Origin of the sequence: Vogesella amnigena (assembly GCF_042648905.1) — a bacterium.
GTDB lineage: Bacteria > Pseudomonadota > Gammaproteobacteria > Burkholderiales > Chromobacteriaceae > Vogesella > Vogesella amnigena.
In genome coordinates this window covers 195,329-221,610 of record NZ_JBHRYH010000021.1, presented here as the reverse complement: position 1 = coordinate 221,610, position 26,282 = coordinate 195,329, and the positions used below count along the sequence as shown (strand labels likewise).

The following is a 26,282-nucleotide window of genomic DNA, read 5'->3' as shown; positions in this document are numbered from 1 at the left end:
TTCTAGTAAATCAACAGGTTGGTCAAGTGTGACGAAAATGGGCCCTGGCCAGCACCCATGCTTCCACCCGGTTTGCCCCTGCTTTTTTCAGCGATTTTGCCAGGGCATGCAGGGTGGCGCCGGTGCTCGCCACGTCGTCGACAATGGCAACGAACAGGCCGTCACAGCGGTGTTTTACGCCGAAAGCATCGCGCAGGTTGGACAGCCGTTCGGCACGGTTCAGACCGGCTTGCGGCGAGGTGTTGCGTTTGCGCCAACACAGGCTGCGATCCACGGTTGCGCGCATTGTAGCAGCCAGGCTGGCGGCCAGTGCATCCGGCAGATTGAAGCCGCGCTCGGCCAGTTTGGTTGCTGCCAGCGGCACCGGTACGATCAGGTCGGGCAGAGCAAGGGCGGTATGGCGTTGCGGCAGCGTGGTCATCAGCGCAGCCAGTGCGCCTTGCAGCGCCGGTTGCGGCCCGTACTTGCAACGGCTGATCAGGCCGTCCAGCGGGTAATCGTAGTCATAGGCGGCCAGCAGATGGTCAAAGGCAGGGCGTAGCCGCTGGCAGTCGCCGCATGGCGCGGCACCACTGGCTACCACGGCATGGCACTGCGGGCAGCGGGCATCAACTTGCCAGGGTAGTTGTTGCTGGCACGGCACGCACAGGCCGTGCCGGGTGGGACGTTGGCCGCACAGTAGACAGTGCTGTTCAAAAAATGTGCAGCTGTCAACAAGTGAAGTTCGCAGGTTTGACAGCATTGACTCCCCCCGGCAAGATGCGGGCAGTTTTCACTCTGACGATGACGGTAGCACAAATGAATCAGGCCACCATTGCTTTCCAGCGCCCGCCCAAACTGCATCCGGAACAAGATCTGTGGAGCCAGCAGGAAATCGAGGCACTGTATGACCTGCCATTCATGGAACTGGTGTTCCGTGCCGCCGAAGTGCATCGCCAGCACTTCGACCCCAGCCAGGTACAGCTGTCCACCCTGGTATCGATCAAGACCGGCGGCTGTCCGGAAGACTGCGGCTACTGTCCGCAGTCGGTACATCACGATACCCCGGTGGAAAACCAGCCGATGATGACGGTGGACGAAGTGGTGGCCGCCGCGCGCGTGGCCAAGGCCAATGGTGCCGGCCGCTTCTGCATGGGCGCCGCCTGGCGTGGCCCCAAGGATGCCGACCTGGAACAGACCCTGGGCATGGTGCAGCAGGTGAAGGCGCTGGGTCTGCAGACCTGTGCCACCTTCGGCCTGCTGAAGGATGGACAGGCCGAGAAGCTGAAGGATGCCGGCCTGGACTTCTACAACCACAACCTGGATACCGCGCCGGACAAGTACGCCGACATCATCCAGACTCGTGAGTACGAAGACCGCCTGGACACCCTGGGCAAGGTGCGTAGCGCCGGGCTGTCGGTGTGCTGTGGCGGCATTGTCGGCCTGAACGAGACCCGCGAGCAGCGTGCCGGCCTGATCCTGCAGCTGGCCAACCTCGACCCGCAGCCGGAATCGGTGCCGGTGAACAATCTGGTGAAGGTGAGCGGCACACCGCTGGACGGCGCCGAATCGCTGGACTGGACCGAATTCGTGCGCACCATCGCTGTGGCACGCCTGACCATGCCGAAGAGCTTTGTCCGCCTGTCCGCCGGCCGTCGCGAGATGCCGGAAGCGATGCAGGCGCTGTGCTTCCTGGCGGGCGCCAACTCCATCTTCTACGGCGACAAGCTGCTGACTACCGGCAACCCGGATGTGGATGCCGACCGCCAGCTGATGGACAAGCTGGGCCTGCAGCCGATGTAAGCTCTGGTCCCGCCATGGCACCAGCACCAAGCACCTTGCCACTGGCGGGTGCTTTTTTTATCTGATAAATCATCCGCTCTGAAAGGTTGGCCGCATGCGCCCCGACGAAATCGAATCCGCCCTCCAGGGCCTGGCTGACGAACACCGCCTGCGCCGTCGGCCGCTGCTGTCCGGCCCGCAGGAGCCGCGCGTCAAGATCGATGGTCGCGATTACCTGGCGTTCGCCAGCAATGACTACCTGGGGCTGGCCAATCACCCGGCCATCCGCCAGGCCATGCAGCAGGCGATTGATGAATGGGGGGTGGGCGGCGGTGCCTCGGCGCTGGTGGCCGGGCATTTCGACATCCAGCAGCAGGCCGAGGCAGCGCTGGCCGAGTTTGTCGGCTGCGAGGCAGCACTGCTGTTCGGCGCCGGCTATGCGGCCAACCTGGGGGTGATCACCAGCCTGGTGGGGCGTGGCGATGCGGTGTTCGCCGATCGTCTCAACCATGCCTCGCTTAACGATGGCTGCCTGCTGTCGCGCGCCACTTTCAAGCGCTTTCGTCACAACGATCTGGAGCACCTGGAGCAGCTGCTGCGCGACACCCCGGCCAGGAGCCGGCTGATCGCGGTGGATGCGGTGTACAGCATGGATGGCGACGAGGCGCCGCTGCGCGAGCTGCTGCAGCTGGCGGAGCGCTATGACGCCTGGCTGTACCTGGACGATGCCCACGGTTTCGGCCTGCTGGGAGAGGGTCGCGGCGCGCTGGTGGAGTACGCGCTGCACCACCCGCGGGTGGTGTATATGGCCACGCTGGGCAAGGCAGCCGGGGTGGCCGGCGCCTTCGTGGCCGGCAGCCGGCAGCTGATAGCCTGGCTGGTGAATACCGCGCGCACGCTGATTTTTACCACCGCGCATCCTCCAGCACAGGCGGCTGCAGTTTTGCAAGCGTTGCAGTTGATGGAGCAGGAAAAATGGCGGCGCGAACTAGTCAAACGGCATATTTCCTTGCTGCGCGAGGGATTGCGCGCAACTTCTTTCGCCTTATGCTCTTCCCGTTCGCCAATTCAACCGATTATTATTGGCGGCAATAAAGAAACCTTACAGTTGGCAGCAGCCCTGCGCGAGCGCGGCATCTGGGTTCCGGCGATCCGCCCACCCACGGTGCCGGCTGGAAGTGCGCGTTTGCGGGTATCGCTGTCAGCCGGGCATACGCATGACGATGTTGCAGAGTTGTTGGCTGTATTACTAATGTTAATCTGTTAAAACTGCTGCTTCAGTTGTTGTAAGAATTGCCGAAATAACAATAGCCACCGTGCATGTGGATACTCCGCATGCAAACACTCACGAGTGGGTCTACACGAACTGTATGAACAGTACGGCTGAATTCCTGTTTACACCGGAAGAAGCTGCCGAAGCCGCGCTGGATTTCCTGACGCGCTTGCAGGCTCCTGACGGTGCAACAGTCTGGGGGAAGGTGGGATCCGTCTGGCATTGCCTGGCCAGACGGGGTGATACGGCTTGTCTGCCAAAACCGGACAAGCTGGCATCCACTACCGACTTGCCGGCACACATCCGCCTGCACCGGCTGGGTAGCGAAAGCTCCCCGCTGGGATGGATGCTTTGGCACGGCAGCAAGCTGGCCGATGAACTGACCTCCCGCCTTGCCTACCTGCTGACCGGCCACCTGGTCGGCGTCGGTCTCAGCGACGCCTTGTCGCTGGCGCACCTCACTCATCACACCCTGATGGAGATCAGCCGCCTCGCCAGCGAGGCCGATACCCTGGAAACCGTGTTGCCGCAGCTGCACCAGGCGGTGCGTTTCCTGATGCCGGCCGACAATTTCTACCTGGCGCTGTACGACGAAAACGCCGGAGTGTTGCGTTTTCCCTACTTTGTCGACCAATGTGATGCATCGCCGCCACAACCGCAGCAACAGTTCCCGGCGCGTGGCCCGGATGCCTCGCTGACCGCCTGGTTGATCCGCGAAAACCAGTTCCTGATGCTGGATGGCGACGCCTTGCTGGCACTGTGCCATCGCGAAGGCATTCCCGTGCATGGCAGTGCCTGCGACTGGTGGATGGGCATGCCGCTGTGCAATGGCAGCGGCAAGGTGATAGGCGCCATGGTGATGCAGGGCTATGCCGGGCAGCCACAACCGGACGACAGGGCCGAAGCCGCATTCCTGTTTGTCGGCCACCATATTTCCGCCGCGCTGGACCGCCTGCTGTTCCGCGCCGACCTGGAACAACAGGTATGGCGCCGCACCAACGAGCTGGAAACCGCCAACGCCAGGCTGCGGGCCGAGGTAGCGGAGCGCCAGCGCACCGAACAGCTGCAGACCATGCTGTTCCGCATTGCCGAGCTGACCAATACCAGCCTGTCGATGGATGCCTTCTTTGCCGGCCTGCACCGCCTGCTGGCCGAGCTGATCGATGCCGGCAACTGCCAGGTGGCGCTGTATGACCAGGAGCGTGACGAGCTGAGCTTTCCCTACTGTGCCGACCTGTTCCAGGCCGAGCTGGCACCACGCGCGCCGGGCGGCGGTCCGGTGGAGCAGGTGCTGCACAGCGGGCGCCCGTTGCTGCTGACCGACCCGCGCAGCTGGCCGCATGTCGATGCCGACGCACTGGAGGCGCTGCCCTGCAGCTGGCTGGGCGTGCCGCTGTACAGCGGCCACCAATTGCGTGGTGTGCTGTCGGTACAAAGCTTCCGCCCGGAAACCCGATACAGCTGGCGCGAGCAGGAAATACTGGAGTTCGTGGCCAACCATATCGGCAGCGCGCTGGCGCGGGTACAGGCGCTGGACGACCTGCAGCGCGCCTACGCCGATCTGGAGCAGCGCGTGCGCGAGCGCACCAGCCAGCTGGATGCGGTGAATGCCCAGCTGCAGCACGATAGCCTGCACGACCCGCTCACCAAGCTGCCGAACCGCAATTACTTTGGCCGCGTGCTCAAGCGCAACTGGGATGCCTTCCAGCTCGACCCGGTGCAGCGCTTTGCCGTGCTGTTCATCGACCTGGACCGCTTCAAGCTGGTGAACGATTCGCTGGGCCACCTGGCCGGCGATCTGCTGCTGATCGAGGCGGCACAGCGGGTGCAGGGCACGCTGCGCTTTGCCGACTTCCTCGCGCGCCTCGGCGGCGACGAATTCGCGGTGCTGCTGTCCTGCGTCGATACCATGGACGAGTGCGAGGACCTTGCCCGCCAGCTGGTGGCGGCGTTCGAGCGCCCCATCGTGCTGTCCGGGCGCGAGGTGTTCACCACCGTCAGCGTGGGCGTGGTACTGGCCGACAAGAGCCACTACAGCCGTGCCGAAGACATGCTGCGCGATGCCGATCACGCCATGTACCGCAGCAAGCAGCGCGGCCGCCACGGCTACACCCTGTTCAACCAGGAGCTGCGCCGCGACCAGGCCGACCAGCTGGCGCTGGAAGCCGAGCTGCGCCACGCGCTGACCAACGATTACGAACTGGTGCCGTACTACCAGGCCATCGTCGATAGCCAGACCGGCCGCCTGGCCGGGTTCGAAACCCTGGTGCGCTGGCACCACCCGCAGCGCGGCATGATCTCGCCCAGCGTGTTCATGCCGATGGCGGAAGAAAGCGGCCTGATCCTCAAGCTCGACCGCTACATGATCGAGCGTGCCTGCGCCCAGTTGGCCGCATGGTATGCCGAAGGCCAGCTCAGCAACGAGGTGTGCCTGCACATCAACCTGTCGTCCACCCATTTCCACGACCGTAGCCTGCTGGACTGGCTGCTGCCGATGCTGGGTCAGTACGGCCTGCCGGCGGGCACCCTGCACCTGGAAGTGACCGAAAGCGCGCTGATCGACGTGCCGGAGTTGGCCATCAGCGTGATGAAGCAGCTGAAGGAGCAGGGCGTGTGCCTGGCGCTGGACGACTTTGGCACCGGCTATTCGGCGCTGTCCTATCTGCATCGCTACCAGTTCGATGTGCTGAAGATCGACCAGGCCTTCGTGCGCGAAGTGCATTGCCAGGAAGAGTCGGTGGCCATTGTGCGCGCCATTCTGGCGCTGGCGGCGGCGCTGGGGCTGGAAGTGGTGGCCGAAGGCGTGGAAACCGAGGTGCAGGTGCGCGCACTGCGCGAACTGGGCTGCACCCGACTGCAGGGCTACTTCTTTGCCCGCCCGGCACCGGCGGAGATGCTGGACTGGGATCGCCTGCATGGGCGGGACCGCAGCAACCACGCGATGCTCAGCGCCTGACTTGACGCTACACGGCCATGACAGCCGGCAGTTTGTGCCGGCCGCCCGGCGGGCCGGTATCTTTCCGGCGCCAGTATTGCGAAAATGCGTTTTTGCCCCACCTAGTGCTTCCATGAGCTTGTTTATCGAAAGTCACGGCCGTGGCAGCGACGTGGTGTTGCTGCATGGCTGGGGCCTGCACGGCGGCGTGTTCGACCGCATTGCGGCCAACCTGGCCGGCGAATTCTGCGTGCACCTGGTCGACCTGCCCGGTCATGGTGGCAGCGCCGCTGCCGCCAGCTTCCACCCCGATACCATCGCCGGCCAGCTGGCCGAGCGTTTCCCGCTGCCGGTGCAAGTGGTTGGCTGGTCGCTGGGCGGGCTGATCGCCCAGCACTGGGCCGCCCGCCATCCGGGCAACGTGAAGAGCCTGGCGCTGATCGCCACCAGCCCGCGCTTCGTGCGCGACGACAGTTGGCCGCATGCGCAGCAGCGCGCCGCCATCGAAGGCGTGGGTGCCAGCCTGGATACCGCCTTCGAGCAGACGCTGGAGCGTTTTCTCGCCCTGCAGCTGCTGGGCGCGCCGGCGGCGCGGCAGACGCTGGCGGCGCTGAAGGAGCAGATGTTCGCCCACGGCCGCCCACAGGGGCTGCTGCCGGCGCTGGACTGCCTGCTGGCCGCCGATGCGCGGGAACTCGCGCCACTGATTACCTGTCCTGTAGGGCTGTTCTACGGCGCCCGCGATGCCATTACCCCGATCGGGGCTGGCCGCTGGTTGGCCGCAGCGCTGCCGGATGCCACCCTGTACGAATTTGCCCAGGCTTCGCATGCGCCTTTCCTCTCGCACGAGAGCGAGTTTCTGCAGCACCTGCGCCACCACCTGGAACAATATGCATGACTGAAGCGTTCTACACCGACAAACAGCTGGTGCGCGCCTCGTTCGAGCGTGCCGCCGACAGCTACGATGCCGCCGCGGTACTGCAGCGCGAGGTATCCGACCGCATGGCCGAGCGCCTCGACTACATCAAGCTGCAGCCGGCGGTGATTCTGGATGCCGGCAGCGGCACCGGCTACGGCAGCGCCGAGCTGCGCCGCCGTTACCCGGATGCCCGCGTGGTGGAGCTGGACCTGGCGCATGCCATGCTGTGCGCCTCGCGCGAAAAACAGCGCGCCGGCCAGGGCATGCTGTCGCGCTTGTTCAAGTCGCAACAGCCGTGGCAGGTATGTGCCGACGTGGAACGCCTGCCGCTGGCAGACAACAGCGTGGACATGATCTGGTCCAGCCTCACCATCCAGTGGCTGAACCTGCCGGACGCGGTATTCGCCGAGTTCCAGCGCGTGCTCAAGCCGGGCGGCATGGTGCTGTTCGCCACCCTGGGGCCGGATACGCTGTTCGAACTGCGTGCCGCCTTTGGTGCCGCCGATGGCCGCAACCACGTCAACCAGTTCATCGACATGCACGATCTGGGTGACGCCATGCTGGCCAGCGGCATGTCCGAGCCGGTAATGGACATGGAAAAGATCGTGATGACCTACGCCAGCGCGCGAGAGGTGATGCAGGATCTCAAATCCATCGGTGCGCACAATGTCACCGCCGGTCGCAGCCGTGGCCTGCTGGGCAAGCATGCCTGGCAGCGAGTGTGCGATGCCTACGAAGGCTACCGCCGCGACGGCCAGCTGCCGGCCACCTATGAAGTGCTGTATGGCCATGCCTGGAAAGGCATGCCGAAGAAAAAGGCGAATACCCTGCCGGATGGCCGGCAGGTGATCGAATTCACCCGCAACCCGCCCAAACGTTAGCGCAGAAAGCCGTATGACTCTGAACCGCCGCCTGTTTTCGCTGGCCCTGCTTGCAGGGCTGACCGCCTGTGCCACCCAGGCACCTCCGCCGGTTGCCAAGGTGCCTGCCAAGCCGCGCATCGCCTTCGCGCTGGGCGGCGGCGCCGCCAAGGGCTTTGCCCATGTCGGCGTGATCCGCGCGCTGGAGCAGGGCGGCATCAAGGCAGACATCGTTACCGGCACCAGCGCCGGCAGCGTGGTGGGCGCCATTTACGCTTCCGGTATCGATGGCGATGCGCTGCGCTACCGCGCCATGCGCATCGACGAGAGCGACCTGCGCGACTTTACCCTTTCCACCAGCGGCTTCCTGAAAGGCGAAAAGCTGGCGGCGCTGGTGAACCAGCAGGTGGACGGCAAGAAGATCGAGCAGATGTCGCGCAAGTTCGGCGCGGTGGCCACCAACCTGGATACCGGCGTGCGCGCCGTATTCCGCAACGGTGACACCGGCACCGCGGTGCGCGCCTCGGCGGCGATACCCAATGTGTTCCAGCCGGTGACCATTGCCGGCAAGCGCTACGTGGATGGCGGGCTGGTGAGCCCGGTGCCGGTGAGCGCGGCGCGCGAGATGGGGGCCGACATCGTGATTGCGGTGGATATTTCCGCCAAGCCAGTGGGCAAGGCGGCAGACGGTTTCTTCGGTCTGCTGGATCGCAGCCTCAACATCATGAACCTGGCGGCACTGGCACAGGAGCTGAAACAGGCCGACGTGGTGATCCGCCCCAATGTGCTGAATATCGGCTCGGCGGATTTCGACCTGCGCGGCAATGCCATGCTGGAAGGCGAAAAGGCCGCCCGCGCCGCGCTGCCGCAGATCAAGGCGGCGATTGCCCGCTGGCAGCAGCAGCGTGGCTAAGCGGCGCTATCTGCCGGCACTGCTGGCCGCATGGCTGCTGGCCGGCTGCGCCAGCCAGCAGGCGCCGTTGAGCAGCACGCCGGCCCCCGGTGCTGCGGCCAACCGTGTTGCTTCCGCGCCGGCCGCCGCCGTGCCGCCCGCGGTAGTCATCGCCAAGCCGGCGCCGGCTGCGCCTGTGGCGTCGAAAACCCCGCCACGCAAGCCGCGCATCGCGCTGGCACTGGGGGGCGGCGCCGCCAAGGGTTTTGCCCATGTCGGCGTGATTCGCGTGCTGGAGCAAGCCGGCATCCAGGCCGACATCATTGCCGGTACCAGCGCCGGCAGCGTGGTGGGAGCCATCTACGCCGCCGGCATTAGCGGCGAAAAGCTGTACCGCCGCGCGCTGGTGCTGAACGAGGATGAGCTGAAGGATTTCACCCTGTCCGGCAATGGCTTCCTGAAGGGCGAAAAGCTGCAGGCCTTCGTCAACCGGCAGGTTGGCCGCAAGCCCATTGAGGCACTACCGCGCAAGTTTGCTGCGGTAGCCACCAATTTCGATAGCGGTGAGCGTTCGGTGTTCAAGAGCGGCAATACCGGCCTGGCGGTGCGTGCCTCGGCGGCGATTCCCAATGTATTCCAGCCGGTCAGCATCAAGGGCCGCCGCTACGTGGACGGTGGGCTGGTGAGCCCGGTACCGGTGGTGGCGGCGCGCGAGATGGGGGCCGATATCGTGATTGCGGTGGATATCTCGGCCAAGCCGGTGCAGCGCAAGAGCGGCTTGTTCGGCAATCTGGACCAGAGTCTGTCCATCATGAACCAGGCGGCGCTGGCGCTGGAGCTGAAACAGGCCGACGTGATCCTGCGGCCCAGGGTGCTGAGTCTGGGTGCCGCCGACTTCGACCAGCGCCGCCGCGCGATACGCGAAGGCGAAAAGGTTGGCCGCGAGGCGTTGCCGGTAATCCGCCGCATCGTGGCGGCCTGGACACAGCGCGCGCAGCGTTAGGGCAACGACATCGCCCTTTACGGTTGTCGGCGCCTTGGTGCAAGCTGGTACTCCCCGCCATTACGCTACCTGCTGCGCTATGCGTGCCCTGCACATCATGATTGTCGAAGACGAGCCTGCTATTGCTGACTCCCTGGCTTTTGCCATCGGGCGCGAGGGCTGGCGAGCCAGCCACTACGCTCTGGCTGGCAGTGCTGAAGCCGCGCTGGCGCAAGCCATACCTGACCTGCTGATATTGGATATCGGCTTACCTGACGGCAGTGGTTTGGAGGTACTCAAGCGCTTGCGTCATCACAGTGAACTGCCGGTGTTGCTGCTGACTGCACGTGCCGAGGAGTTAGACCGTGTACTGGGGCTGGAGCTGGGTGCAGATGACTACGTAGTCAAACCATTCAGTCCGCGCGAAGTAGTGGCGCGAGTGCGTGCCATCCTCAAGCGGGTGGGTAGCCGCTCGCCGGCTGTGTGCAGCAGTGAGCCCATGTTTGTGCATGAGGAAACGGCCAGACGCATCTATTTTGCCGGTACGCCGTTGGTGTTGACGCCATGCGAATACCGGCTGCTGGCTACCCTGCTGGCCAGGCCTGCCTATGTGTTCAGCCGTGCCCAGCTGCTGGACGCACTGGGTGATGTGGCTGAGGACAGCTTCGAGCGAACCATCGATAGCCACATCAAGAGCCTGCGCGCCAAGCTGCGTCAGGTACGCGTCGACATTGCGCCAATCGTCACGCATCGTGGCTTCGGGTATGCGCTGGAGCCGCAGTGATGCGGTTTTCACTACGTATCTTTCTTGGTTATTTCCTATTACTGGGAGCGGTGGCCGCTTATGTGATCGGCGTGGTACGCGACGAGATCAAGCCGGCCATGCGCCGTTCGGCAGAAGAGGTGCTGCTGGATACTGCCAACCTGCTGGCGGAAATGGTGCAGCCGGATATGGCGGCCGGCCGGCTGGATGGCAGCCGCCTGGCCGTGGCGATGGCGCGGCTTGCCCGGCAACCGTTAAGTGCCGAGGTGTGGGGTGTACCGCATAGGCAGTCGCAGTTGCGTATCTACATTACCGATAACCACGGCGTGGTGTTGCTGGATTCTGCCGGTTTGGCTACCGGCAAGGATTACAGCCAGTGGCGCGACGTGGCGCTGACGTTGCGCGGCGAATATGGTGCGCGCACTACGTTGGCCGATGCGGCCAACCCTTTGTCCACCGTGATGTATGTAGCGGCACCGATACGCGAGGGCAGCCGCATTATCGGAGTGCTTACCGTTAGCCGCCCCAACCTGGCCATGCAACCGCACATCGAGCGTAGCGAAGGCAAACTGGCGCGGTTGATTGGTATGGTGTTGCTGGCTGCATTGCTGCTGGGGGCGCTGTTCTCCTGGTGGCTCAGCCGCGGCATCACCAAGCTGACCCGGTTTGCCGACGCCGTTAGTGCCGGCCAGCTGGTACCGATACCGCACTTTACGGCCAACCGCGAGCTGGAGACCCTGGCACGGGCGCTGGGCCGCATGCGCAGCGAGCTGGATGGCAAGGCATATGTCGAGCAGTACGTGCATGACTTGACTCATGAACTCAAGTCCCCGCTGGCGGGCATCCGCGCCGCGGCCGAGATTCTGCATGACGAACTAGCGCCGGAAGATCGTGCCCGTTTTTTACGACACGTCGAGAGTGAGGTTGGCCGCTTGCAGCAGATTATCGATTACCTGCTGCAACTGGCCTCACTAGAGACCGGCACTGCCGCCAAGCAGTTCGTAAGGCTAGATCTGGCCGGACTTCTGCGAACACAGTTGGCCGCATTGGCACCGCAGCTAGGCAGTAGACGCATCGAGACCATACTTCCCGACGGAGAATGCCTGCTACAAGGCGATGCCTTTCTGTTGGGACAGGCGCTACGCAATGTGCTGCAGAACGCCATCGATTTCAGCCGGATGGATGGTTGCATCCAGCTGCATTTGCACCGGGTTGATCACCTACTGACACTGCGTATTGCCAACGATGGTGAGCCCATTCCCGACTTTGCGCTGCCGCAACTGTTCCAGCGCTTTTTCTCGTTGCCGCGTGCCGGTGGCAAGAAGGGTTGCGGCCTTGGCCTGGCGTTGACGCGAGCCATCCTGCAATTGCATGGCGGTGATATTGCCATTGCCAATGCGCCACCCGGCGTTTGCGTTGCTATCCGCTTGCCGCTGGCTAGCCGCTGAGCTGTTGTTTCTCCATCGTTTGTCCATCGTATCAGCATATGTTCTCCATCTTGCTGGCGCAGGCTGCTCGCTGTCTGTAAGTCAGGGAGAACGAGATGAAAATGGCATGGAAAGTGGCTGCTTTGGGTGGCATGGTATTGCTGATGCTGCTGGTACTGGCGCTGGTGCGCGGCTTGCTGGATGAGCGGCAGAACCGCGCAGAAGAGGTGCGACGGGAAATTGCCCAGTTCAGTGCTGGCGAACAGGATATTGCCGGGCCATACCTGGTATTGCCGTTTACGCGCACCACGCGAACGCGACAGCCATCCGAGCAGGGGAAGGTCACCGGCTGGGAGGAGCAAAGCGAGAACGGGCAACTGCTGCTGACGCCAGCACAGCTCGACGGCAAGGGGAAGCTGGCGGTCGAGATGCTGCGCCGTGGGCTGTTCGAAGCGCCCATCTATCGTAGCCAGTTGCAATTTGCCGGTCATTTTGTGCTGCCGCCGCTCAAACAGTACGAGCAGCAGTCAGAGACAGTCGATAAGCAGATTCGTACCAACTGGGGTCAGCCCTATCTGGCAATGGGTCTGAGCGATGTCCGCGGTATCCAGCAACTGGGTGGACAGCTTGGCGGACAGGCTCTGGTATTCGCTCCAGGTTCGCAACTCAAAGAGGCCGCGCATGGTGTGCATGCACCGGCGCCCCTGCCGGCAACGGCGAGGGATACGGCGCAGCAATTGCCTTTTCTGTTGAATCTGCAGCTTAGTGGTAGCAGCAGCCTGCTGCTTGAACCATCAGGTGACAGCAGCAGCATCACCTTGAGCGGTAACTGGCCACACCCGAGCTTTGCCGGGCAATTCGCCCCGCTCAGCCGCACGGTTGGGGACCAGGGGTTCAGCGCGCGCTGGCAAACCACGGAACTGGCCACTGGTGGCACCTGCCACGAGAAGGAAGGTTGCCAATCCGTTCGGGTGGGGCTGCGCCTGCTGGACCCGGTAGATCGTTATGTGTTGAACGAGCGCACCATGAAATATGCCGAGTTGTTTGTGTTGTTGATGATGGGTGCGGTCTTCTTGCTGGAGGTGGTCAACCGCCTGTCGGTGCACCCTGTGCAGTACACGCTGGTGATGCTGGGCCTGGCGATGTTCTTCCTGCTTACCTTGTCGTTGTCCGAACACCTGGGTTTCAGCCGCGCTTACTGGCTGGCCGCCTTGGCATCTGCCGCGCTGCAGGGATGGTATTGCCGTTATATCCTGGCCAGTTGGCGTCGCGGGGTAGGCTTTGCTGCAATGCTGCTGGCACTGTTCGGCTTGCTGTTCATGATTCTGCGTTCAGAAGATATGGCTTTGTTGCTGGGCAGTCTGGTGCTGTTTGCCTTGTTAGCGTTGACCATGTTTTTCACCCGTAACGTCGATTGGGGCGCGCTTGGCAAGCGTAGCGATGCAGCGTGACGGCCTTGGTGAAGTAATTACGGCTGCGGTGGAGCGGTTTGCTGCGTGTTGCTGCCGATGTCGAACAGCTGCAACTGCTGCGGCACGCGGCTGGCTTCCTGTAGTCGCACCCCCACGCCCAGCAGCCGCACCGGGCGGTTGCCGCGGGCAAAGCCGGTGGCCAGCAGGCTGTCGATTACAGCCTCGTCCAGCACGTGTGCCACGGTTTCCACCGTGGTCTGGGTGAAGTCGGCGAACTTGATCTTGATGTTCACGCCGCGAAACGGCGGGTTGCCGGCGCGGCGCAACCTGTCCTGCAGGCGGGTAAGCAGCGGCGGCAGCTCGGCGCGGCAGGCGGCGAGGTCCGGCAGGTCGCGGGTATAGGTTTCTTCCACGCTTACCGATTTGCGCTCGTGGTCGTTGTGCACCGCGCGGTGGTCGATGCCGCGCGCCAGCTCGTACAGGCTTTTGCCGAACTTGCCGAAGCGGCGCAGCATGTCCAGCAGCTCCAGTTGCTGCAGGTCGCCACAGGTGTGAAAGCCCTGCTGCTTGAGCTTGGCGGCGGTGACCTCGCCCACGCCCCAGATCTTTTCCACCGGCAGCACGCGCACGAAGTCGGCCACGTCCTGCGGCCGTACCAGGAACTGGCCGTCCGGCTTGTTCCAGTCGCTGGCGATCTTGGCCAGGAATTTGTTGGGGGCGATGCCGGCCGAGGCGGTGATGCCCACCTCGTTGCGGATGGCGTCGCGGATTTCGGCCGCCATCAGGCTGGCGCTGCCCTGGCAGTGCGGCTGGCCGCTCACATCCAGATAGGCTTCGTCCAGCGACAGCGGTTCGATCAGGCTGGTGTAGCGCTGGAAGATGGCGTGCACCGCCTGGCTGGCGGCGCGGTAGCGGGCAAAGTCGGAGCCGACGATCAGCAGCTCAGGGCACAGCCGCAGCGCCAGCGACGAGGGCATGGCGCTTTTCACGCCGAAGCGGCGCGCCACGTAGTTGCAGGTGGAGATCACCCCGCGCTGGCCGGGCTGGCCGCCCACCGCCAGCGGGATGTCGCGCCAAGCCGGGTTGTCGCGCATCTCCACCGCGGCGAAGAAGCAGTCGCAGTCGATGTGGATGATCTTGCGTTGCACTGACATGCGGCCAACCTTGCCTATCCGGCGGGCTTGTCGCTATGGCCCAGCGATTTGTCCGGTGCCACGCGGTCGCGCACGCGCTGCTTCAAATCCTTGATATCGGGAAAGCCGCCATCGCGGGCGCGGTCCCAGATCAGTTCCCCATCAATGCTTACCTGGAACACGCCGCCGCTGCCGGGCTGAAGCGCCACTTCGGCGACATCCTTCTCAAAGGTGGTGAGCAGCTCCTGCGCCATCCAGGCAGCGCGCAGCAGCCAGCGGCAGCCGGTGCAGTAGCGAATCGCCACGCGGGGCAGGGCAGGGGAAACGATGTCGGTCATGATGGCTGGCCAGCAGTGGGGAAAGCGGCAATGTTACTGGGCTGGAAGGTGCCTGAAAACCAGAGGGGAATGCTTGATCGGGGTAAAGCAGAGTGGGTGGTTAACCCGCGGAGGGACGTTGCATCGCCACCTTGTTCCGCTTGATGTCTGTATTGTGTCTGTTGTGGCCCATGCTGAGCTTGTCTCTCCTCCATCACCCGGTCTTTGGTAAACCTGGCGCAGTGCTGGAGGCAGCGATGCAACGTGAGGGGCAGTGTGCATCATGTTGGCGCATTCGAGAAGCAAAGCCGTCGCCTGTCCGACAATGTTGCACTGCACGATGTTACATCACTGCAACAATCTGTTGCGATTGCTGCAAGGCGTTTCCGGGAAATAGCCGCTCTCGTCCTAGATGGGCAAGGGTTTGGCGTCGGCGAGGAATTGTTCCAGTGCGCCGGCCGGCAGCGGGCGGCTGATCAGGTAGCCCTGCGCGTAATCACAGCCGTGCTGGGCCAGGAAGCGCGCCTGCTGGATATTCTCGATGCCTTCGCCGGTCACCGACGCGCCCAGGGTGTGGCCCATGGCCACGATCATGCGTACCAGATTGCTGCTGCTGTCGTTCTCCGGCACATGGTCGAGGAACTGTTTGTCGATCTTGAGTTTTTCCACCGGGAAGCGGCGCAGGTAGCTGAACGAGGCATAGCCGGTGCCGAAGTCGTCAATGGCGATGTCGATGCCTAGCGCGCGTAGCTGCTGCAGGTTGCTGTCGATGGCCGGCGTGTTGCGCAGCGCCAGCCCTTCGGTCACTTCCAGCTCCAGTGCCTCGCCCGGCAGATGGTGGGTGGCGAGAATGGCGGCCACCACTTCGGCAAAACGGGCGTCTTCCAGTTGCAGCAGCGAAACGTTGATGGAAATGACAAAGCTGGCCATGTATTGCTCGCGCCACTGCGCGGCATGGCGGATGCCTTCCTGCAGCACCCATTCCCCCAGCGCATGGATCACGCCGGACTCCTCCGCCAGCGGGATGAAGTCGGCCGGCGATACCAGGCCGAATTCCGGATGCTGCCAGCGCACCAGGGCTTCGGCACCGGCTATCTTGCCGGTTTTCAGCGATACATAGGGCTGGTAGTTGAGCAGCAGTTCGCCACGTGCCACGGCCTGGCGCAGATCGGCCTGCAGCCGGTTGCGGCGGCGCCAGTTGCTGTTGATTTCCGGGTGGAAGCGTACCCAGCTGCCCGGGCTTTCGCGTGACAGCTGCAGGGCCGCCTCGGCGTTTTCCAGAATCGCCTCGGCCTCGTCGCAGTCGTGCGGATAGATGGCCAGGCCGACGCTCAGCCGCAGGAACAAGGGCTGCCCCTGGATTTCCAGCGGCTTGGCCAGCAGGGTGGCGATGTCGTCCACGCGGCGTGACAGTTGTTCTTCGTCACTGCCCAGCAGTTGCAGCGCAAAGCGGTTGTCGGCACAGCGCGCCACCATCTCGCCGTTGCTGATGCTGCCCTCCAGCCGGCGGCCCAGCTCGCGGATCACCAGGTCGCCATTGTTGCGGCCAAACAGTTCGTTGATATTGGCCAGACCTTCCACCGACAACATCACACAGCCAACCGGCTGCGCTTCGCGCGGGTTGCCGTGCTGGCGCTGCAGCAACAGCTCGTCCAGCTGCATCAGCAGGCGGGTACGATTGGGCAGGCCGGTAAAGCGGTCATAGTAGAACTGGCGGTACAGCTCACCCTCGGCATGCAGCCGGGCGCGCGATTCCATCACCAGCGCGATGATGTTGGCCGCAGCGCTGACGAAGTCGATCTCGTCCTGCGACCACTCGCGCCGCGGCGCTTGCGATTCGATGCACAGCACGCCGTGGTGCATGCCGCCCACCATGATGGCGACGTCCAGCAGCGCGGTAACGCCACGGGCATACAGGTAATGGTGCAGCGACTGCAGCCGTGGATCGTTGTGCACCTGGTTGCTGGCCAGCAGCCCTTCGGCCAGCATGGCCCGCAGGTAGTCGCCATGCTGGCTCTCGTCCAGCACTTCACCGCCCATGCGCTCGCCGGTCAGGGTGTTGATGCCGGCCAGGCATTGCAGCTCTTTCTGATCGCCGCTGAACTGCCACACGCTGACGCGCGAGATCTGCAGTGCGCGTGCCAGCAGCGGCAGTACTTCCGCCAGGTAGTCGTCGAGTTCTTGCTGGTCATCGTGGCGCAGGCTGATCAGCTGCTGCAGGGTCTGCCCCTGCTGCAGGCGTCGTTCCGCCAGCTGTACCTGGCGTCGCTGCATATTGCGGGTGCTCAGGATGATCAGCAGGCCCAGCAGCAGCAGCACCAGCAACAGCAACAGGCTCTGCGGCAGGATGCGCTGCAGCAGCCCTTCGCCGGGGCTAAGTTGTGGCCAGCTCAGGTAGGCCAGATGCTGGCCGGTGCTGTTGCGCAGCGGCAATACGTCATTCTGCTCCGGGCTGGCTGGGCCAAAACTGAGATTAAGGCTGCTCAGGCCATAGGTGGCTGCCATCTGTTGCAGCAGGTTGCTGTCCAGGTGACGGGCAAACAGCAAGTAGCGTGGCACCGGGCCGGCCGGCTGCTTGTTGTCTTCCGGGGAGATGCGTTGCAGCGACATCATCAGCAGGCGGGTTTCCGGCTGGCCGCTCTGTTCGTTCAGTGCGCTGTACAGCAGCAGTTGACTGAAGGGCTGTGAATACTGGTTGGCGGTGGCATAGCGGTCGGCGTTGCGCAGTAACTGCTGCCATTGCGCTGTTGCCAGTGGCAGCAGCTGGCCGGGCTCCTGCGCCAGGATGCCGTGTTGCCGCCCCAGCAGCACGCCGCGCTCCTTGTCGATCAGCAGTACCAGCTGTGCGCCCAAGTTGTGATAGACGGAAGAGGTGAGATTGTCGTTAAGCCAGTCGAGGTCGGGCTGGGTGGCATTCATGTGCAATGCCATGTCATTCCACACCGCGTAGTCGGCCAGGTTGGTGGCCAACTGGCGGCGCTGCTGCTGCAGCTCCTGTTCCAGACCTTGCTGTATCAGCCGCAGGGAAGCCGTGTCCAGTTCGCGGGCCGCACTGCGTGCGATCTGGCCTATGCCGGCCAGGCCAAGCAGCAGTAACAGCAATAGCAACAGCAGGGGATGAAAGCGTTTGATCAGCATGCGCAGGCGCCGGTAATCGGCAGGGTTCGGCTGGTCGCCTAGCATAGCAGTTCACTGCAAGAAAGCGGCGGGCATTGTTAATTTACGTTAACAATGCCCGTCGCCAAGCTGCAACAGCAGTAGCGCCCGTCCGCTCAATGCGGCATGGCCATGCTGCCGTGCTGGTGCTGCATTGGCTGCTCGCCGCCATCTTCCACTTTGACATCCACCTGCACCTCGCCGGCGCGTTCGAAGGTGAGCGTCAGCGGAAACTTGTCGCCGGCTCGTGCCTGCTGCTTCACTTCCAGCAGCATCACATGCAGCCCGCCTGGCGCCAGTTTCACGCTGCTGCCGGCGGCGATGGCAATGCCACCTTCCACCTGGCGCATGCGCATTACGCCGTTGTCGTTAGTGTGGGTGTGCAGTTCGGCACGGCCAGACTGCTTGCTGCTGGCGGCAATCAGGCGGTCTGCCTGCTTGCCATTGTTGCTGATGGTGAAAAACACCGCCGCAGTGGGGCTGGCCGGCGGCATGGCTCGGCTGTAGGGATGGTCGATCTTCAGGCTGCCCACGGTGTAGTCATGGGCCAGGGCCGGCAGGGTGAACAGGCTGGCCAGCGCCAGGGTGGCAAATGTACGCATGGTGTTCCTTGCTGAGACTGCGAATAAGAGTTGGCCGCAAAACTAGCATGCAGTGCCGCCGCTGTGCAGTGACAAAATGTCGCAGGCCGCCGGCGGAACAGTGTGTTAAACGGCCATGGCGGCCCGCTGTGTCACAATCCGCAGCTCTTGAGCTGGAGGTGAAGCATGGTGGAATTGCATGGGCAGTGCCAGTGCGGGCAGCTGCGCTACCGGGTAACGGGCAGGGTGGCCACGCTGTTTGCCTGCCATTGCCGGGATTGCCAGCGGCAGAGCGCCAGCGCCTTCGGCATGGCGCTGTGGCTGGGCGATTACCAGCTCACCCTGCTGCGGGGGCACACCGCTCAGTGGGCAAGGCACACGCCCAGTGGCCGCATTACCGATTGCCAGTTCTGCCCGCAATGCGGCAGCCGGCTGTTTCATCAGAACCGTGATACGCCGCAGTTCCTCAGTATCAAGCCCGGTTCGCTGGACGATACCGCCTGGTTGCGACCGGTGGCGCACATCTGGAAGCAAAGCGCTCAGCCATGGCTGCCGCTGCCGGCGGACAGTCTGCACTACGCCGGCAACCCGGATGACTTTGCCGACTTACTGGCGGCGTGGCAGCAGGCGCCGGGTGACTGCCGGGCCTGAGAGCAATCTGGTGCAATACCAGCTTGGCCGCATGCGGCATGCTGCGGCCAACCTTGATGGAGATGTGCAATGTCTGACCGTATTTCCGCGCTGCTGGCCGGCAGCCGCGATACCGTGCCCATGCTGGTGGGTGCCGCGCCGTTTGGCGTGATCTTTGGCACCCTGGCGATCGCCAGCGGCATTCCGGTGTGGGCCACGCTGGCGCTGTCGGCGCTGGTGTTTGCCGGCTCCTCGCAATTTGTCGCCGTCGGCTTGATCGGTGGCGGCGTGGCGCTGCCGGTGCTGTGGCTCACCACCTTCGTGGTCAACCTGCGTCACGCGCTGTACAGCGCCACGCTGCTGCCGCATGCGCGTCATCTGTCGGCGCGCTGGCGCTGGCCGCTGGCGTTCTGGCTTACCGATGAGACTTTTGCCGTGGTGGAGCACCGACTGCGCGAGCACGGCGACAACATGGCCGGCGCCTGGTACTGGCTGGGCTCCTCGCTGGCCATGTACCTGAACTGGCAGCTGTGGACCATCGCCGGCGTGCTGCTGGGCAAGAGCGTGCCGGGGCTGGCCGAACTGGGGCTGGACTTCGCCATGGTGGCCACCTTTGCCGCCATCGTGGCGCCGCAGCTCAGGCAGCGCCCGGTGCTGCTGGCCGCTGTGCTGGCCGGTAGCGTGGCGCTGCTGGCGCGGCATCTGCCATACAAGCTGGGGCTGATGCTGGCTGCGCTGGCCGGGGTCGTGGGCGGTGTGGTGGCCGAGCAGCTGCAGGGCGGCAAGGCCGAGGAGCTGCAGGCATGAACATGAGCACACAACAGTTGCTGCTGGCGATCGCCGGCATGGTGGTGGTGACCTACGGCATCCGGCTGAGTTTCCTGGTATTCGGCCACCGGCTGGCGTTTCCGCACTGGCTGGAACGCAGCCTGCGCTATGTGCCGGCGGCGGTGCTCACCGCGCTGATCGTGCCGATGGCGCTGGCACCGCAGGGCGAGATCGCGCTGACGCTGAGCAATGCCTACCTGCCGGGCACCCTGGCCGCGGGGGCGCTGGCGTTCTTCACCCGCCGCACCCTGCTGGCCATCATCGGCGGTTTCGTGGTGTACGGGGCGTGGCACGGGCTGATGTAAGCGACAGCTTCAGCGCGGCGCCAAGGTGCTGGCGGCTGCGCTGATCTGCGGCCACAGCCGCTCGGCCTCGGCCGGTTCGTAGTCGGCGTGCTTGCGCTTCTTCACGCCCAGCGTGGACAGGTCGATATGGCGGTCGGCGCTGACCCCGGCCTGGGTCAGGCAGCCCTGCACACAGGCCAGCGGGCAGCCGTCCAGCGCCAGGATGCGCCGACCGCTGCGCGCCATGCGCAGCAGTGCCGGCACCTGGCCGCCTACGCCGGCGATGCAGGACATCTCGGCCTGGCCGGCGCGGGTGAGGCGCAGGGCAAAGTGGTTGGCCAGCTGCGCGGCATTGGAGCAGCCGGAGCAGGCGTAGACCAGTGGCAGGCGGGGATCGGGCTTCATGCTGGGCAGCCTAGCAAGTGCTGCCGGTGGCGACTATCAGCCGCATGGCCTAGTCCGGATGGTGATGCGGCCAACCAGGGTGGGCCGCGGCAATATCGGGTGGGGCGACTCAGCGCTTGCGGTTGCCGATACTCATCAGCATGCCCAGCGCCACCGCCAGCGATACCGTGGCGGTGCCGCCATAGGACATGAACGGCAGTGGCACGCCAACCACCGGCAGGATGCCGGCCACCATGCCCATGTTCACGAACACGTAGACAAAGAACGACAGCGTGATGGCGCCAGCCAGCAGCCGGCCGTACAGCGTCTGCGCGCGGGCGGTGATCAGCATGCCGCGGCTGATGATGCACAGGTACAGCACTAGCAGCGTGAGGTTGCCCAGCAGGCCGAATTCCTCGGAAAACACCGCAAAGATGAAGTCGGTCGTGCGTTCCGGAATGTAATCGAGGTGGGTCTGGCTGCCGCTGAGCCAGCCTTTGCCCCACGGGCCGCCGGAGCCGATGGCGATCATCGACTGGATGATGTGGTAGCCATCGCCCAGCGGGTCCTGCATCGGGTCGATCAGCGTCAGCACCCGGCGGCGCTGGTAGTCGTGCATCATGTTCCACACGATGGGCAGGCTGGAGGCAAACGCGATCAGTCCGCCGATGATCACTTTCCAGGACAGCCCGGCAAAGAACAGCACGAAGAAGCCGGCGCCCATGATCAGCACCGCGGTGCCGAGGTCAGGCTGCTTCAGTACCAGCACGCCGGGAATGGCGATCAGGATCACCGCGCCGACGTAGTGCTTCCAGTTCAGCGAGGTTTCATTCACCTGGAAATACCAGGCCAGCATCATCGGCAGGGCAATCTTCATGATCTCCGACGGCTGGATGCGCACGATACCCAGGTTCAGCCAGCGCTGCGAGCCGTTGACGATGACGCCGAACAGGTCGACCCCGATCAGCAGCACCACGCCGAGCAGGTACAGCGGCGGGGCGAAATTCATCACCGCCTGCGGGCGGGCCTTGGCCAGCACCCACATCACCACCAGCGACAGCAGGGTGTAGATGATCTTGTTGTCGATCTTGTGCCAGCTCTGGTTGGAAGCCGAGAACAGCACCAGCATGCTGAGGGCGAACACCCCACCGAGAAAGGCCATCAGCCAGCCATCGAACGGCTCGGCAATGGCATCCCAGATTCGCTTAGCGAGCGGCTGATGCATCTTGGCTTCCTTGCGCGGGTTTGCTGGAGGGGATGGTAAGCAGCTGACCCTGCAGCTCCGGCGGCACCTTGCCGGTGAGGGCGAAGTCGCTGACGGCGCGGGCGATCGGCGCGGCGCTGGTGGCGCCAAAGCCGGCGTTTTCCACGATCACGGCAATGGCGATGGTGGGGTGCTCCACCGGGGCAAAGGAAATGAACCACGAGTGGTCGCGGTACTGTTCGGCCAGCGCGCCGGCGTTGTATTTGGCACCCTGCTTGATCTGCACCACCTGCGCGGTACCGGTCTTGCCGGCCATGCTGTATTGGAGGCCGCTGCCCAGGCGGTAGGCGGTGCCCCCCGGTTGCAGCACCGCGCGCATGCCTTCCTTCACCGTGGCCAGATGTTCCGGCTTGAACGCCAGCACCTGCTGCGGCTGCTGCTCGATCACGCGCTCCTTGCCGCTGCGGGCGTCCACGATCTTCTGCACCAGATGCGGTTTGAACACCTTGCCGTCATTGGCCAGGATGGCGGTGGCATTGGCCATCTGCAGTGGGGTGTAGGCATTGAAACCCTGGCCGATGCCGACGCTCACCACGTCGGCCGGGTACCACTTGCGCACTTCCGGCCGCGCCTTGGCAAAGCGCCGCGCCTTCCATTCCTTGGATGGCAGTACGCCGCTGGACTCGTTGTCCAGGTCGATGCCGGTCTTGCTGCCCAGACCAAACTGCGCAATCAGCGGATGAATGCGGTCGATGCCCATCTCCCAGGCCAGCCGGTAGAAATAGGTATCGCTGGACACGGCAATGGCCTTGGCCAGGTTCACCATGCCATGGCCGCTGGGTACCGAGTCGCGGAACTGGTGGCTGGAACCGGGCAGGGTGAAGTAACCGGGTGCCGGGCGCAGCTCATTCGGGTTGAGTGCGCCGGCCTGCAGCCCGGCCATGGCGAAGAATGGCTTGAAGGTGGAGCCGGGCGGGTAAAGACCGCGCAAGGCACGGTTCACCAGCGGCTTCTGCCAGTCTTCGTTCAGGTTTTTCCAGGTGGCGGCATCGATGCCGTCGATAAACAGGTTAGGGTCGAAGCCCGGCTTGGAGACGAAGGCCAGAATGCCGCCGGTTTGCGGGTTGATCGCCACCAGCGCGCCACGGCGATTGCCGAACAGCTTGTCGGCGACTTCCTGAATGCGGATATCCAGCGCCAGCTGCAGGTTGTTACCGTGTACCGGCGGGGTGCGGCGCAGGCTGCGTACCGCGCGGCCACCGGCATCGGTTTCCACTTCCTCGAAGCCGTTCTGGCCGTGCAGCTCCTTTTCATAGGTAGCTTCCAGCCCCAGCTTGCCGATATGGGTGGCGCCACGATAGTTGGCCAGCGTGCCGTCTTCCTCCATGCGTTGCTGGTCGCGCAGGTTGATACGACCGATATAGCCCAGCACGTGGCTGGTCAGCTCCTTGTACGGGTAGTCGCGGAACAGCCAGGCGCGTACTTCCACGCCGGGAAAGCGCCAGGCGTTGGCCGCAAGCCGGGCGGCTTCCTCCTCGCTCAGCTTCAGCTTCAGCGGTACCGGTTCGAACTCCTTGCTTTCGGCCAGGAATTTGCGAAAGCGCCGCTCGTCACGCGGGGTGATGTCGATCAGCTGGCCCAATGCCTTAACCGTGGCTTCCAGGTCCGGCATCTTGGCCGGGGTCAGTTCCAGGGTATAGGCGGCATGGTTCTGCGCCAGGATCACGCCGTTGCGGTCCAGTATCAGGCCGCGATTGGGTTGTACCGGCACCAGCGAGATACTGTTGTTCTGCGCCAGGGTGGTGAAGTGGTCGTACTGCAGTACCTGCAGCCAGATCAGCCGCGCCGCCAGCAACAGCAGCATCACCACCACAAAGCCATAGGCGATCAGCAGCCGCAGCTGGAACTGGCTTTCTTCGGTCTTCGGGTCTTTCAGGCGAGGCATCGTTGCTTACACGCTGTGGTGGCGATAGGGCAGCAACAGCAGCTTGTTGAGCAGCGGCCACAGCAGGGCGCCGATCAATGGCGGCAGGAAGTAGCTCCAGCCGATGAAGGCGGCGCCACCGGCCATGCGTGCCAGTACCATGATCAGCTGGTTGGCCAGCAGCATGGCCAGAATCACCAGCGCCTGCTGTCCCAGGTTGAACATCACCAGCTGGCGCTGACGCAGCAGCACCAGGTAGGCGGTAATGCTGTAGGCCAGCGCATGCTGGCCGAACAGGCCGGCGGTGGCCACGTCGGTAAGCAGGCCGATCAGGAAGGCCATGCCGATGCCGATGCGCCGTGGCTGGTTGATGGCCCAGTACAGGATCAGCATGCCGACAAAGTCCGGCAGCCAGCGAGTGGAGCCCACCGGCAGCGGCATCAGTTCCAGCAACAGGGCAATGGCAAAGGTCAGGGTGATGAAGCGGCGGCGTACCGGCTTGAGCAGTTCCTGCGGTCGTTCGTAGCTCATGGCTCAGCCTGCATCCTCTTCATCGCTGGTTTTCTTTTTCTTGCTTGCCGGTTCCGGCTGTGGTGCGGGTTGCGGCGGGCGCGCCGGCTGCTGCGGCATCACCAGCACGTAGCGGCTGGACTGCACGCCGGCCAGACTCTGGCACAGCACACGGGCAAAGGCGGCACCGGCCGGGCGGTCAACATGGGTGACGCGTGCCACCGGAATGCCGGCCTGGAACATGCCATCGATACCGGAGGTCACCAGCACATCGCCGGGGCGAATGTCGGAAGCCGTCGACAGGTAACGTACTTCGATGCCGCCGCCGTAGCCATACAGCAGGGTGCGCTGGCTGGTGCGCAGGTTCATCACCGGCACCATCTGGTTCTTGTTGACGATCAGGGTGATTTCCGAGGTCAGTGGCTGCACGCGGGTGACCTGGCCGATCAGGCCGATCTCGTCGATCACCGGCAGGCCGGGCTGGATGCCGGCATCCAGGCCCTTGTCGATGATGATCTTGTAGCTGAACGGATCGCGCGCGGTGTAAAGCACCTCCGCCAGTTGGCCGCCATTGTCGCGGCCAACCTTGAGCTGGTTCAGCGCCTTCAGCTGCGCCAGTTCACGCTCCAGCGTCTGCAGCCGCATCAGGCGGCCGGACTGGGCCAGCTCCAGGCTGCGCAGGCGGTCGTTTTCCGCTTTCAGCTCGGCCTGGCTGACAAAGAAGTCGCCCAGATGACGGCCAGCGGCCAGCGGCAGGTTGACGGCGCGCTGCACCGGGTACAGCAGCACCGACAGGCCGTCGCGGGCGCGATCCATCAGGCCGAAATGGCTATCGCCGATCAGCAGGGCAATGGAAGCGGCGATGCACATGGCCAGGCGCGTGCCGGGGCCCAGGCCCTGGCTGGCAAAACTCGGGGTGTTGGCGAAGTTCATGCAACCACGCACCGCCCGTGGCCGGGCGGTGCCTCGTCAGGTTGTGGCGGATTAAGGCACGTTGGTGAAGATGGTGCCGACCTTGTCCATCTTGTCCAGCGCCTTGCCGGAGCCACGCACCACGCAGGTCAGCGGCTCTTCGGCCACGAACACCGGCAGGCCGGTTTCTTCGGCCAGCAGGCGGTCGATGTCCTTCAGCAGCGCGCCGCCGCCGGTCAGCACCATGCCCTTGTCGGCAATGTCGGCGCCCAGTTCCGGCGGGGTCTGTTCCAGGGCGATCTTCACCGCGGACACGATCTGGTTCAGCGGCTCGGTCAGCGCTTCCAGGATTTCGTTGCTGGAAACGGTGAAGGCGCGCGGAATGCCTTCGGCCAGGTTGCGGCCCTTCACTTCCATTTCCTTCACCTCGGTACCAGGGAAGGCGGAACCGATGGTCTTCTTGATTTCCTCGGCGGTGGTTTCGCCGATCAGCATGCCGTAGTTGCGGCGGATGTAGTTGATGATGGCTTCATCAAACTTGTCGCCACCCACGCGTACCGAGTTGGAGTACACCACGCCGCCCAGCGAAATCACGCCCACTTCGGTGGTGCCGCCACCGATGTCCACCACCATGGAACCGGTCGGGTCTTCCACCGGCAGGCCGGCACCGATGGCGGCCGCCATCGGCTCTTCGATCAGCTCGACGCGGCGTGCGCCGGCTGCCAGCGCGGAATCCTTGATCGCGCGGCGCTCAACCTGGGTGGAACCGCAGGGAACGCAGATCACAATGCGCGGGCTGGCGGCAAAGAAACGGTTCGGGGTGACCTTCTTGATGAACTGCTTGAGCATCTGCTCGGTCACGGTGAAGTCGGCGATCACACCATCCTTCATCGGGCGGATGGCCTGGATGCTGCCCGGGGTGCGGCCCAGCATCTTTTTCGCCTCCAGGCCCACGGCCAGGATGGACTTCTTGTTGGTGGGCGCGTCGTTGTGGATGGCTACTACCGAAGGCTCGTCAAGCACGATGCCTTTGCCACGCATGTAGATCAGGGTGTTGGCCGTGCCGAGGTCGATGGCCAGATCATTGGAAAAGTAGCCGGTGAGCGAACGAAACATGTGGCGATCCTGAATGAATGTTTGGTGGGTGCCGGCGCATCCGGCGCCGGAGAGACCAGTGGCGGTTTTGGTCATTGTG

The 26,282-nt window shown here is 64.0% G+C and carries 24 protein-coding genes; 13 read left to right on the top strand and 11 right to left on the bottom strand.

What is annotated here, in order from left to right; all coding sequences use genetic code 11:
• Positions 1–22 precede the first annotated feature (22 nt).
• A complete protein-coding gene (locus tag ACFOKJ_RS10900) occupies positions 23–583 on the bottom strand; it encodes a ComF family protein (RefSeq protein WP_390279454.1) in 561 nt (186 codons plus the stop codon).
• A gap of 215 nt (positions 584–798) precedes the next feature.
• Here ACFOKJ_RS10900 and bioB point away from each other — a divergent pair, with 215 nt between their 5' ends.
• From bioB to creD, 10 genes are all read left to right on the top strand, one after another.
• Positions 799–1,782 carry a biotin synthase BioB gene (gene bioB / locus ACFOKJ_RS10895; RefSeq protein WP_390279452.1) on the top strand — a complete coding sequence of 328 codons (984 nt, stop codon included), beginning with the start codon at positions 799–801 and terminating at the stop codon, positions 1,780–1,782.
• Positions 1,783–1,876: 94 nt separating this feature from the next.
• Positions 1,877–3,028 (top strand): 8-amino-7-oxononanoate synthase, encoded by a 1,152-nt coding sequence (gene bioF, locus ACFOKJ_RS10890; RefSeq protein WP_390279450.1) that lies wholly within the window; start codon positions 1,877–1,879, stop codon positions 3,026–3,028.
• A 103-nt stretch (positions 3,029–3,131) separates the two neighbouring features.
• On the top strand, positions 3,132–5,990 hold the full coding sequence (locus tag ACFOKJ_RS10885) for a putative bifunctional diguanylate cyclase/phosphodiesterase (protein WP_390279449.1): 2,859 nt from the start codon (positions 3,132–3,134) through the stop codon (positions 5,988–5,990).
• Between the two features lie 112 nt (positions 5,991–6,102).
• Positions 6,103–6,867, top strand: coding sequence for a pimeloyl-ACP methyl ester esterase BioH (gene bioH, locus ACFOKJ_RS10880; RefSeq protein WP_390279447.1), 765 nt, complete (start codon positions 6,103–6,105; stop codon positions 6,865–6,867).
• Positions 6,864–7,769 carry a malonyl-ACP O-methyltransferase BioC gene (bioC, locus tag ACFOKJ_RS10875; RefSeq protein WP_390279445.1) on the top strand — a complete coding sequence of 302 codons (906 nt, stop codon included), beginning with the start codon at positions 6,864–6,866 and terminating at the stop codon, positions 7,767–7,769. The genes bioH and bioC overlap by 4 nt, the downstream gene beginning before the upstream one ends.
• A 13-nt stretch (positions 7,770–7,782) precedes the next feature.
• Complete coding sequence (locus tag ACFOKJ_RS10870; RefSeq protein ID WP_390279443.1) at positions 7,783–8,661, top strand: patatin-like phospholipase family protein; 879 nt, start codon at positions 7,783–7,785, stop codon at positions 8,659–8,661.
• On the top strand, positions 8,654–9,643 hold the full coding sequence (locus tag ACFOKJ_RS10865) for a patatin-like phospholipase family protein (protein ID WP_390279442.1): 990 nt from the start codon (positions 8,654–8,656) through the stop codon (positions 9,641–9,643). The genes ACFOKJ_RS10870 and ACFOKJ_RS10865 overlap by 8 nt, the downstream gene beginning before the upstream one ends.
• A gap of 79 nt (positions 9,644–9,722) precedes the next feature.
• Positions 9,723–10,406 carry a two-component system response regulator CreB gene (gene creB / locus ACFOKJ_RS10860; protein ID WP_390279440.1) on the top strand — a complete coding sequence of 228 codons (684 nt, stop codon included), beginning with the start codon at positions 9,723–9,725 and terminating at the stop codon, positions 10,404–10,406.
• Complete coding sequence (creC, locus tag ACFOKJ_RS10855; RefSeq protein WP_390279439.1) at positions 10,406–11,833, top strand: two-component system sensor histidine kinase CreC; 1,428 nt, start codon at positions 10,406–10,408, stop codon at positions 11,831–11,833. The genes creB and creC overlap by 1 nt, the downstream gene beginning before the upstream one ends.
• A 95-nt stretch (positions 11,834–11,928) precedes the next feature.
• Positions 11,929–13,263 carry a cell envelope integrity protein CreD gene (creD, locus tag ACFOKJ_RS10850; protein ID WP_390279437.1) on the top strand — a complete coding sequence of 445 codons (1,335 nt, stop codon included), beginning with the start codon at positions 11,929–11,931 and terminating at the stop codon, positions 13,261–13,263.
• A 17-nt stretch (positions 13,264–13,280) separates the two neighbouring features.
• Here creD and dinB read toward each other — a convergent pair whose 3' ends face one another.
• The 4 genes from dinB to ACFOKJ_RS10830 all read right to left on the bottom strand — a co-directional run bounded on the left by dinB (position 13,281) and on the right by ACFOKJ_RS10830 (position 18,432).
• Positions 13,281–14,378 (bottom strand): DNA polymerase IV, encoded by a 1,098-nt coding sequence (dinB, locus tag ACFOKJ_RS10845; RefSeq protein ID WP_390279434.1) that lies wholly within the window; start codon positions 14,376–14,378, stop codon positions 13,281–13,283.
• Between the two features lie 14 nt (positions 14,379–14,392).
• On the bottom strand, positions 14,393–14,695 hold the full coding sequence (locus tag ACFOKJ_RS10840; RefSeq protein ID WP_390279432.1) for a SelT/SelW/SelH family protein: 303 nt from the start codon (positions 14,693–14,695) through the stop codon (positions 14,393–14,395).
• Positions 14,696–15,082: 387 nt separating this feature from the next.
• Positions 15,083–17,812, bottom strand: coding sequence for a bifunctional diguanylate cyclase/phosphodiesterase (locus ACFOKJ_RS10835; RefSeq protein ID WP_390279430.1), 2,730 nt, complete (start codon positions 17,810–17,812; stop codon positions 15,083–15,085).
• 134 nt (positions 17,813–17,946) lie between these two features.
• Positions 17,947–18,432, bottom strand: a complete 486-nt coding sequence (locus ACFOKJ_RS10830; protein WP_390279428.1) for a copper chaperone PCu(A)C — start codon at positions 18,430–18,432, stop codon at positions 17,947–17,949.
• 165 nt (positions 18,433–18,597) lie between these two features.
• Between ACFOKJ_RS10830 and ACFOKJ_RS10825 the strand changes: the two genes are divergently transcribed.
• The 3 genes from ACFOKJ_RS10825 (at position 18,598) to ACFOKJ_RS10815 (ending at position 20,174) form a co-directional block, all read left to right on the top strand.
• Positions 18,598–19,062 carry a GFA family protein gene (locus ACFOKJ_RS10825; RefSeq protein ID WP_390279426.1) on the top strand — a complete coding sequence of 155 codons (465 nt, stop codon included), beginning with the start codon at positions 18,598–18,600 and terminating at the stop codon, positions 19,060–19,062.
• A 69-nt stretch (positions 19,063–19,131) separates the two neighbouring features.
• A complete protein-coding gene (locus ACFOKJ_RS10820; protein ID WP_390279424.1) occupies positions 19,132–19,848 on the top strand; it encodes an AzlC family ABC transporter permease in 717 nt (238 codons plus the stop codon).
• A complete protein-coding gene (locus ACFOKJ_RS10815) occupies positions 19,845–20,174 on the top strand; it encodes an AzlD domain-containing protein (RefSeq protein ID WP_390279422.1) in 330 nt (109 codons plus the stop codon). Before ACFOKJ_RS10820 ends, ACFOKJ_RS10815 begins: the two co-directional genes overlap by 4 nt.
• Positions 20,175–20,183: 9 nt before the next feature.
• Here the strand turns inward: ACFOKJ_RS10815 and ACFOKJ_RS10810 are convergent, their stop codons facing one another.
• The 6 genes from ACFOKJ_RS10810 to ACFOKJ_RS10785 all read right to left on the bottom strand — a co-directional run bounded on the left by ACFOKJ_RS10810 (position 20,184) and on the right by ACFOKJ_RS10785 (position 26,203).
• The gene (locus ACFOKJ_RS10810) at positions 20,184–20,558 is read right to left on the bottom strand and encodes a putative zinc-binding protein (protein ID WP_390279420.1); all 375 of its coding nucleotides are present in this window, start codon (positions 20,556–20,558) and stop codon (positions 20,184–20,186) included.
• Positions 20,559–20,667: 109 nt separating this feature from the next.
• Positions 20,668–21,762: a rod shape-determining protein RodA gene (gene rodA / locus ACFOKJ_RS10805; RefSeq protein WP_390279418.1), complete on the bottom strand. Its 1,095-nt coding sequence runs from the start codon at positions 21,760–21,762 to the stop codon at positions 20,668–20,670.
• Positions 21,743–23,686, bottom strand: a complete 1,944-nt coding sequence (gene mrdA / locus ACFOKJ_RS10800; RefSeq protein WP_390279416.1) for a penicillin-binding protein 2 — start codon at positions 23,684–23,686, stop codon at positions 21,743–21,745. The genes rodA and mrdA overlap by 20 nt, the downstream gene beginning before the upstream one ends.
• A 6-nt stretch (positions 23,687–23,692) precedes the next feature.
• Entirely contained in the window at positions 23,693–24,196 is a 504-nt protein-coding gene (gene mreD, locus ACFOKJ_RS10795) for a rod shape-determining protein MreD (protein WP_390279414.1), read from the bottom strand.
• A gap of 3 nt (positions 24,197–24,199) precedes the next feature.
• On the bottom strand, positions 24,200–25,108 hold the full coding sequence (gene mreC / locus ACFOKJ_RS10790) for a rod shape-determining protein MreC (protein WP_390279412.1): 909 nt from the start codon (positions 25,106–25,108) through the stop codon (positions 24,200–24,202).
• Between the two features lie 51 nt (positions 25,109–25,159).
• Entirely contained in the window at positions 25,160–26,203 is a 1,044-nt protein-coding gene (locus ACFOKJ_RS10785) for a rod shape-determining protein (protein ID WP_390279410.1), read from the bottom strand.
• Positions 26,204–26,282 lie beyond the last annotated feature (79 nt).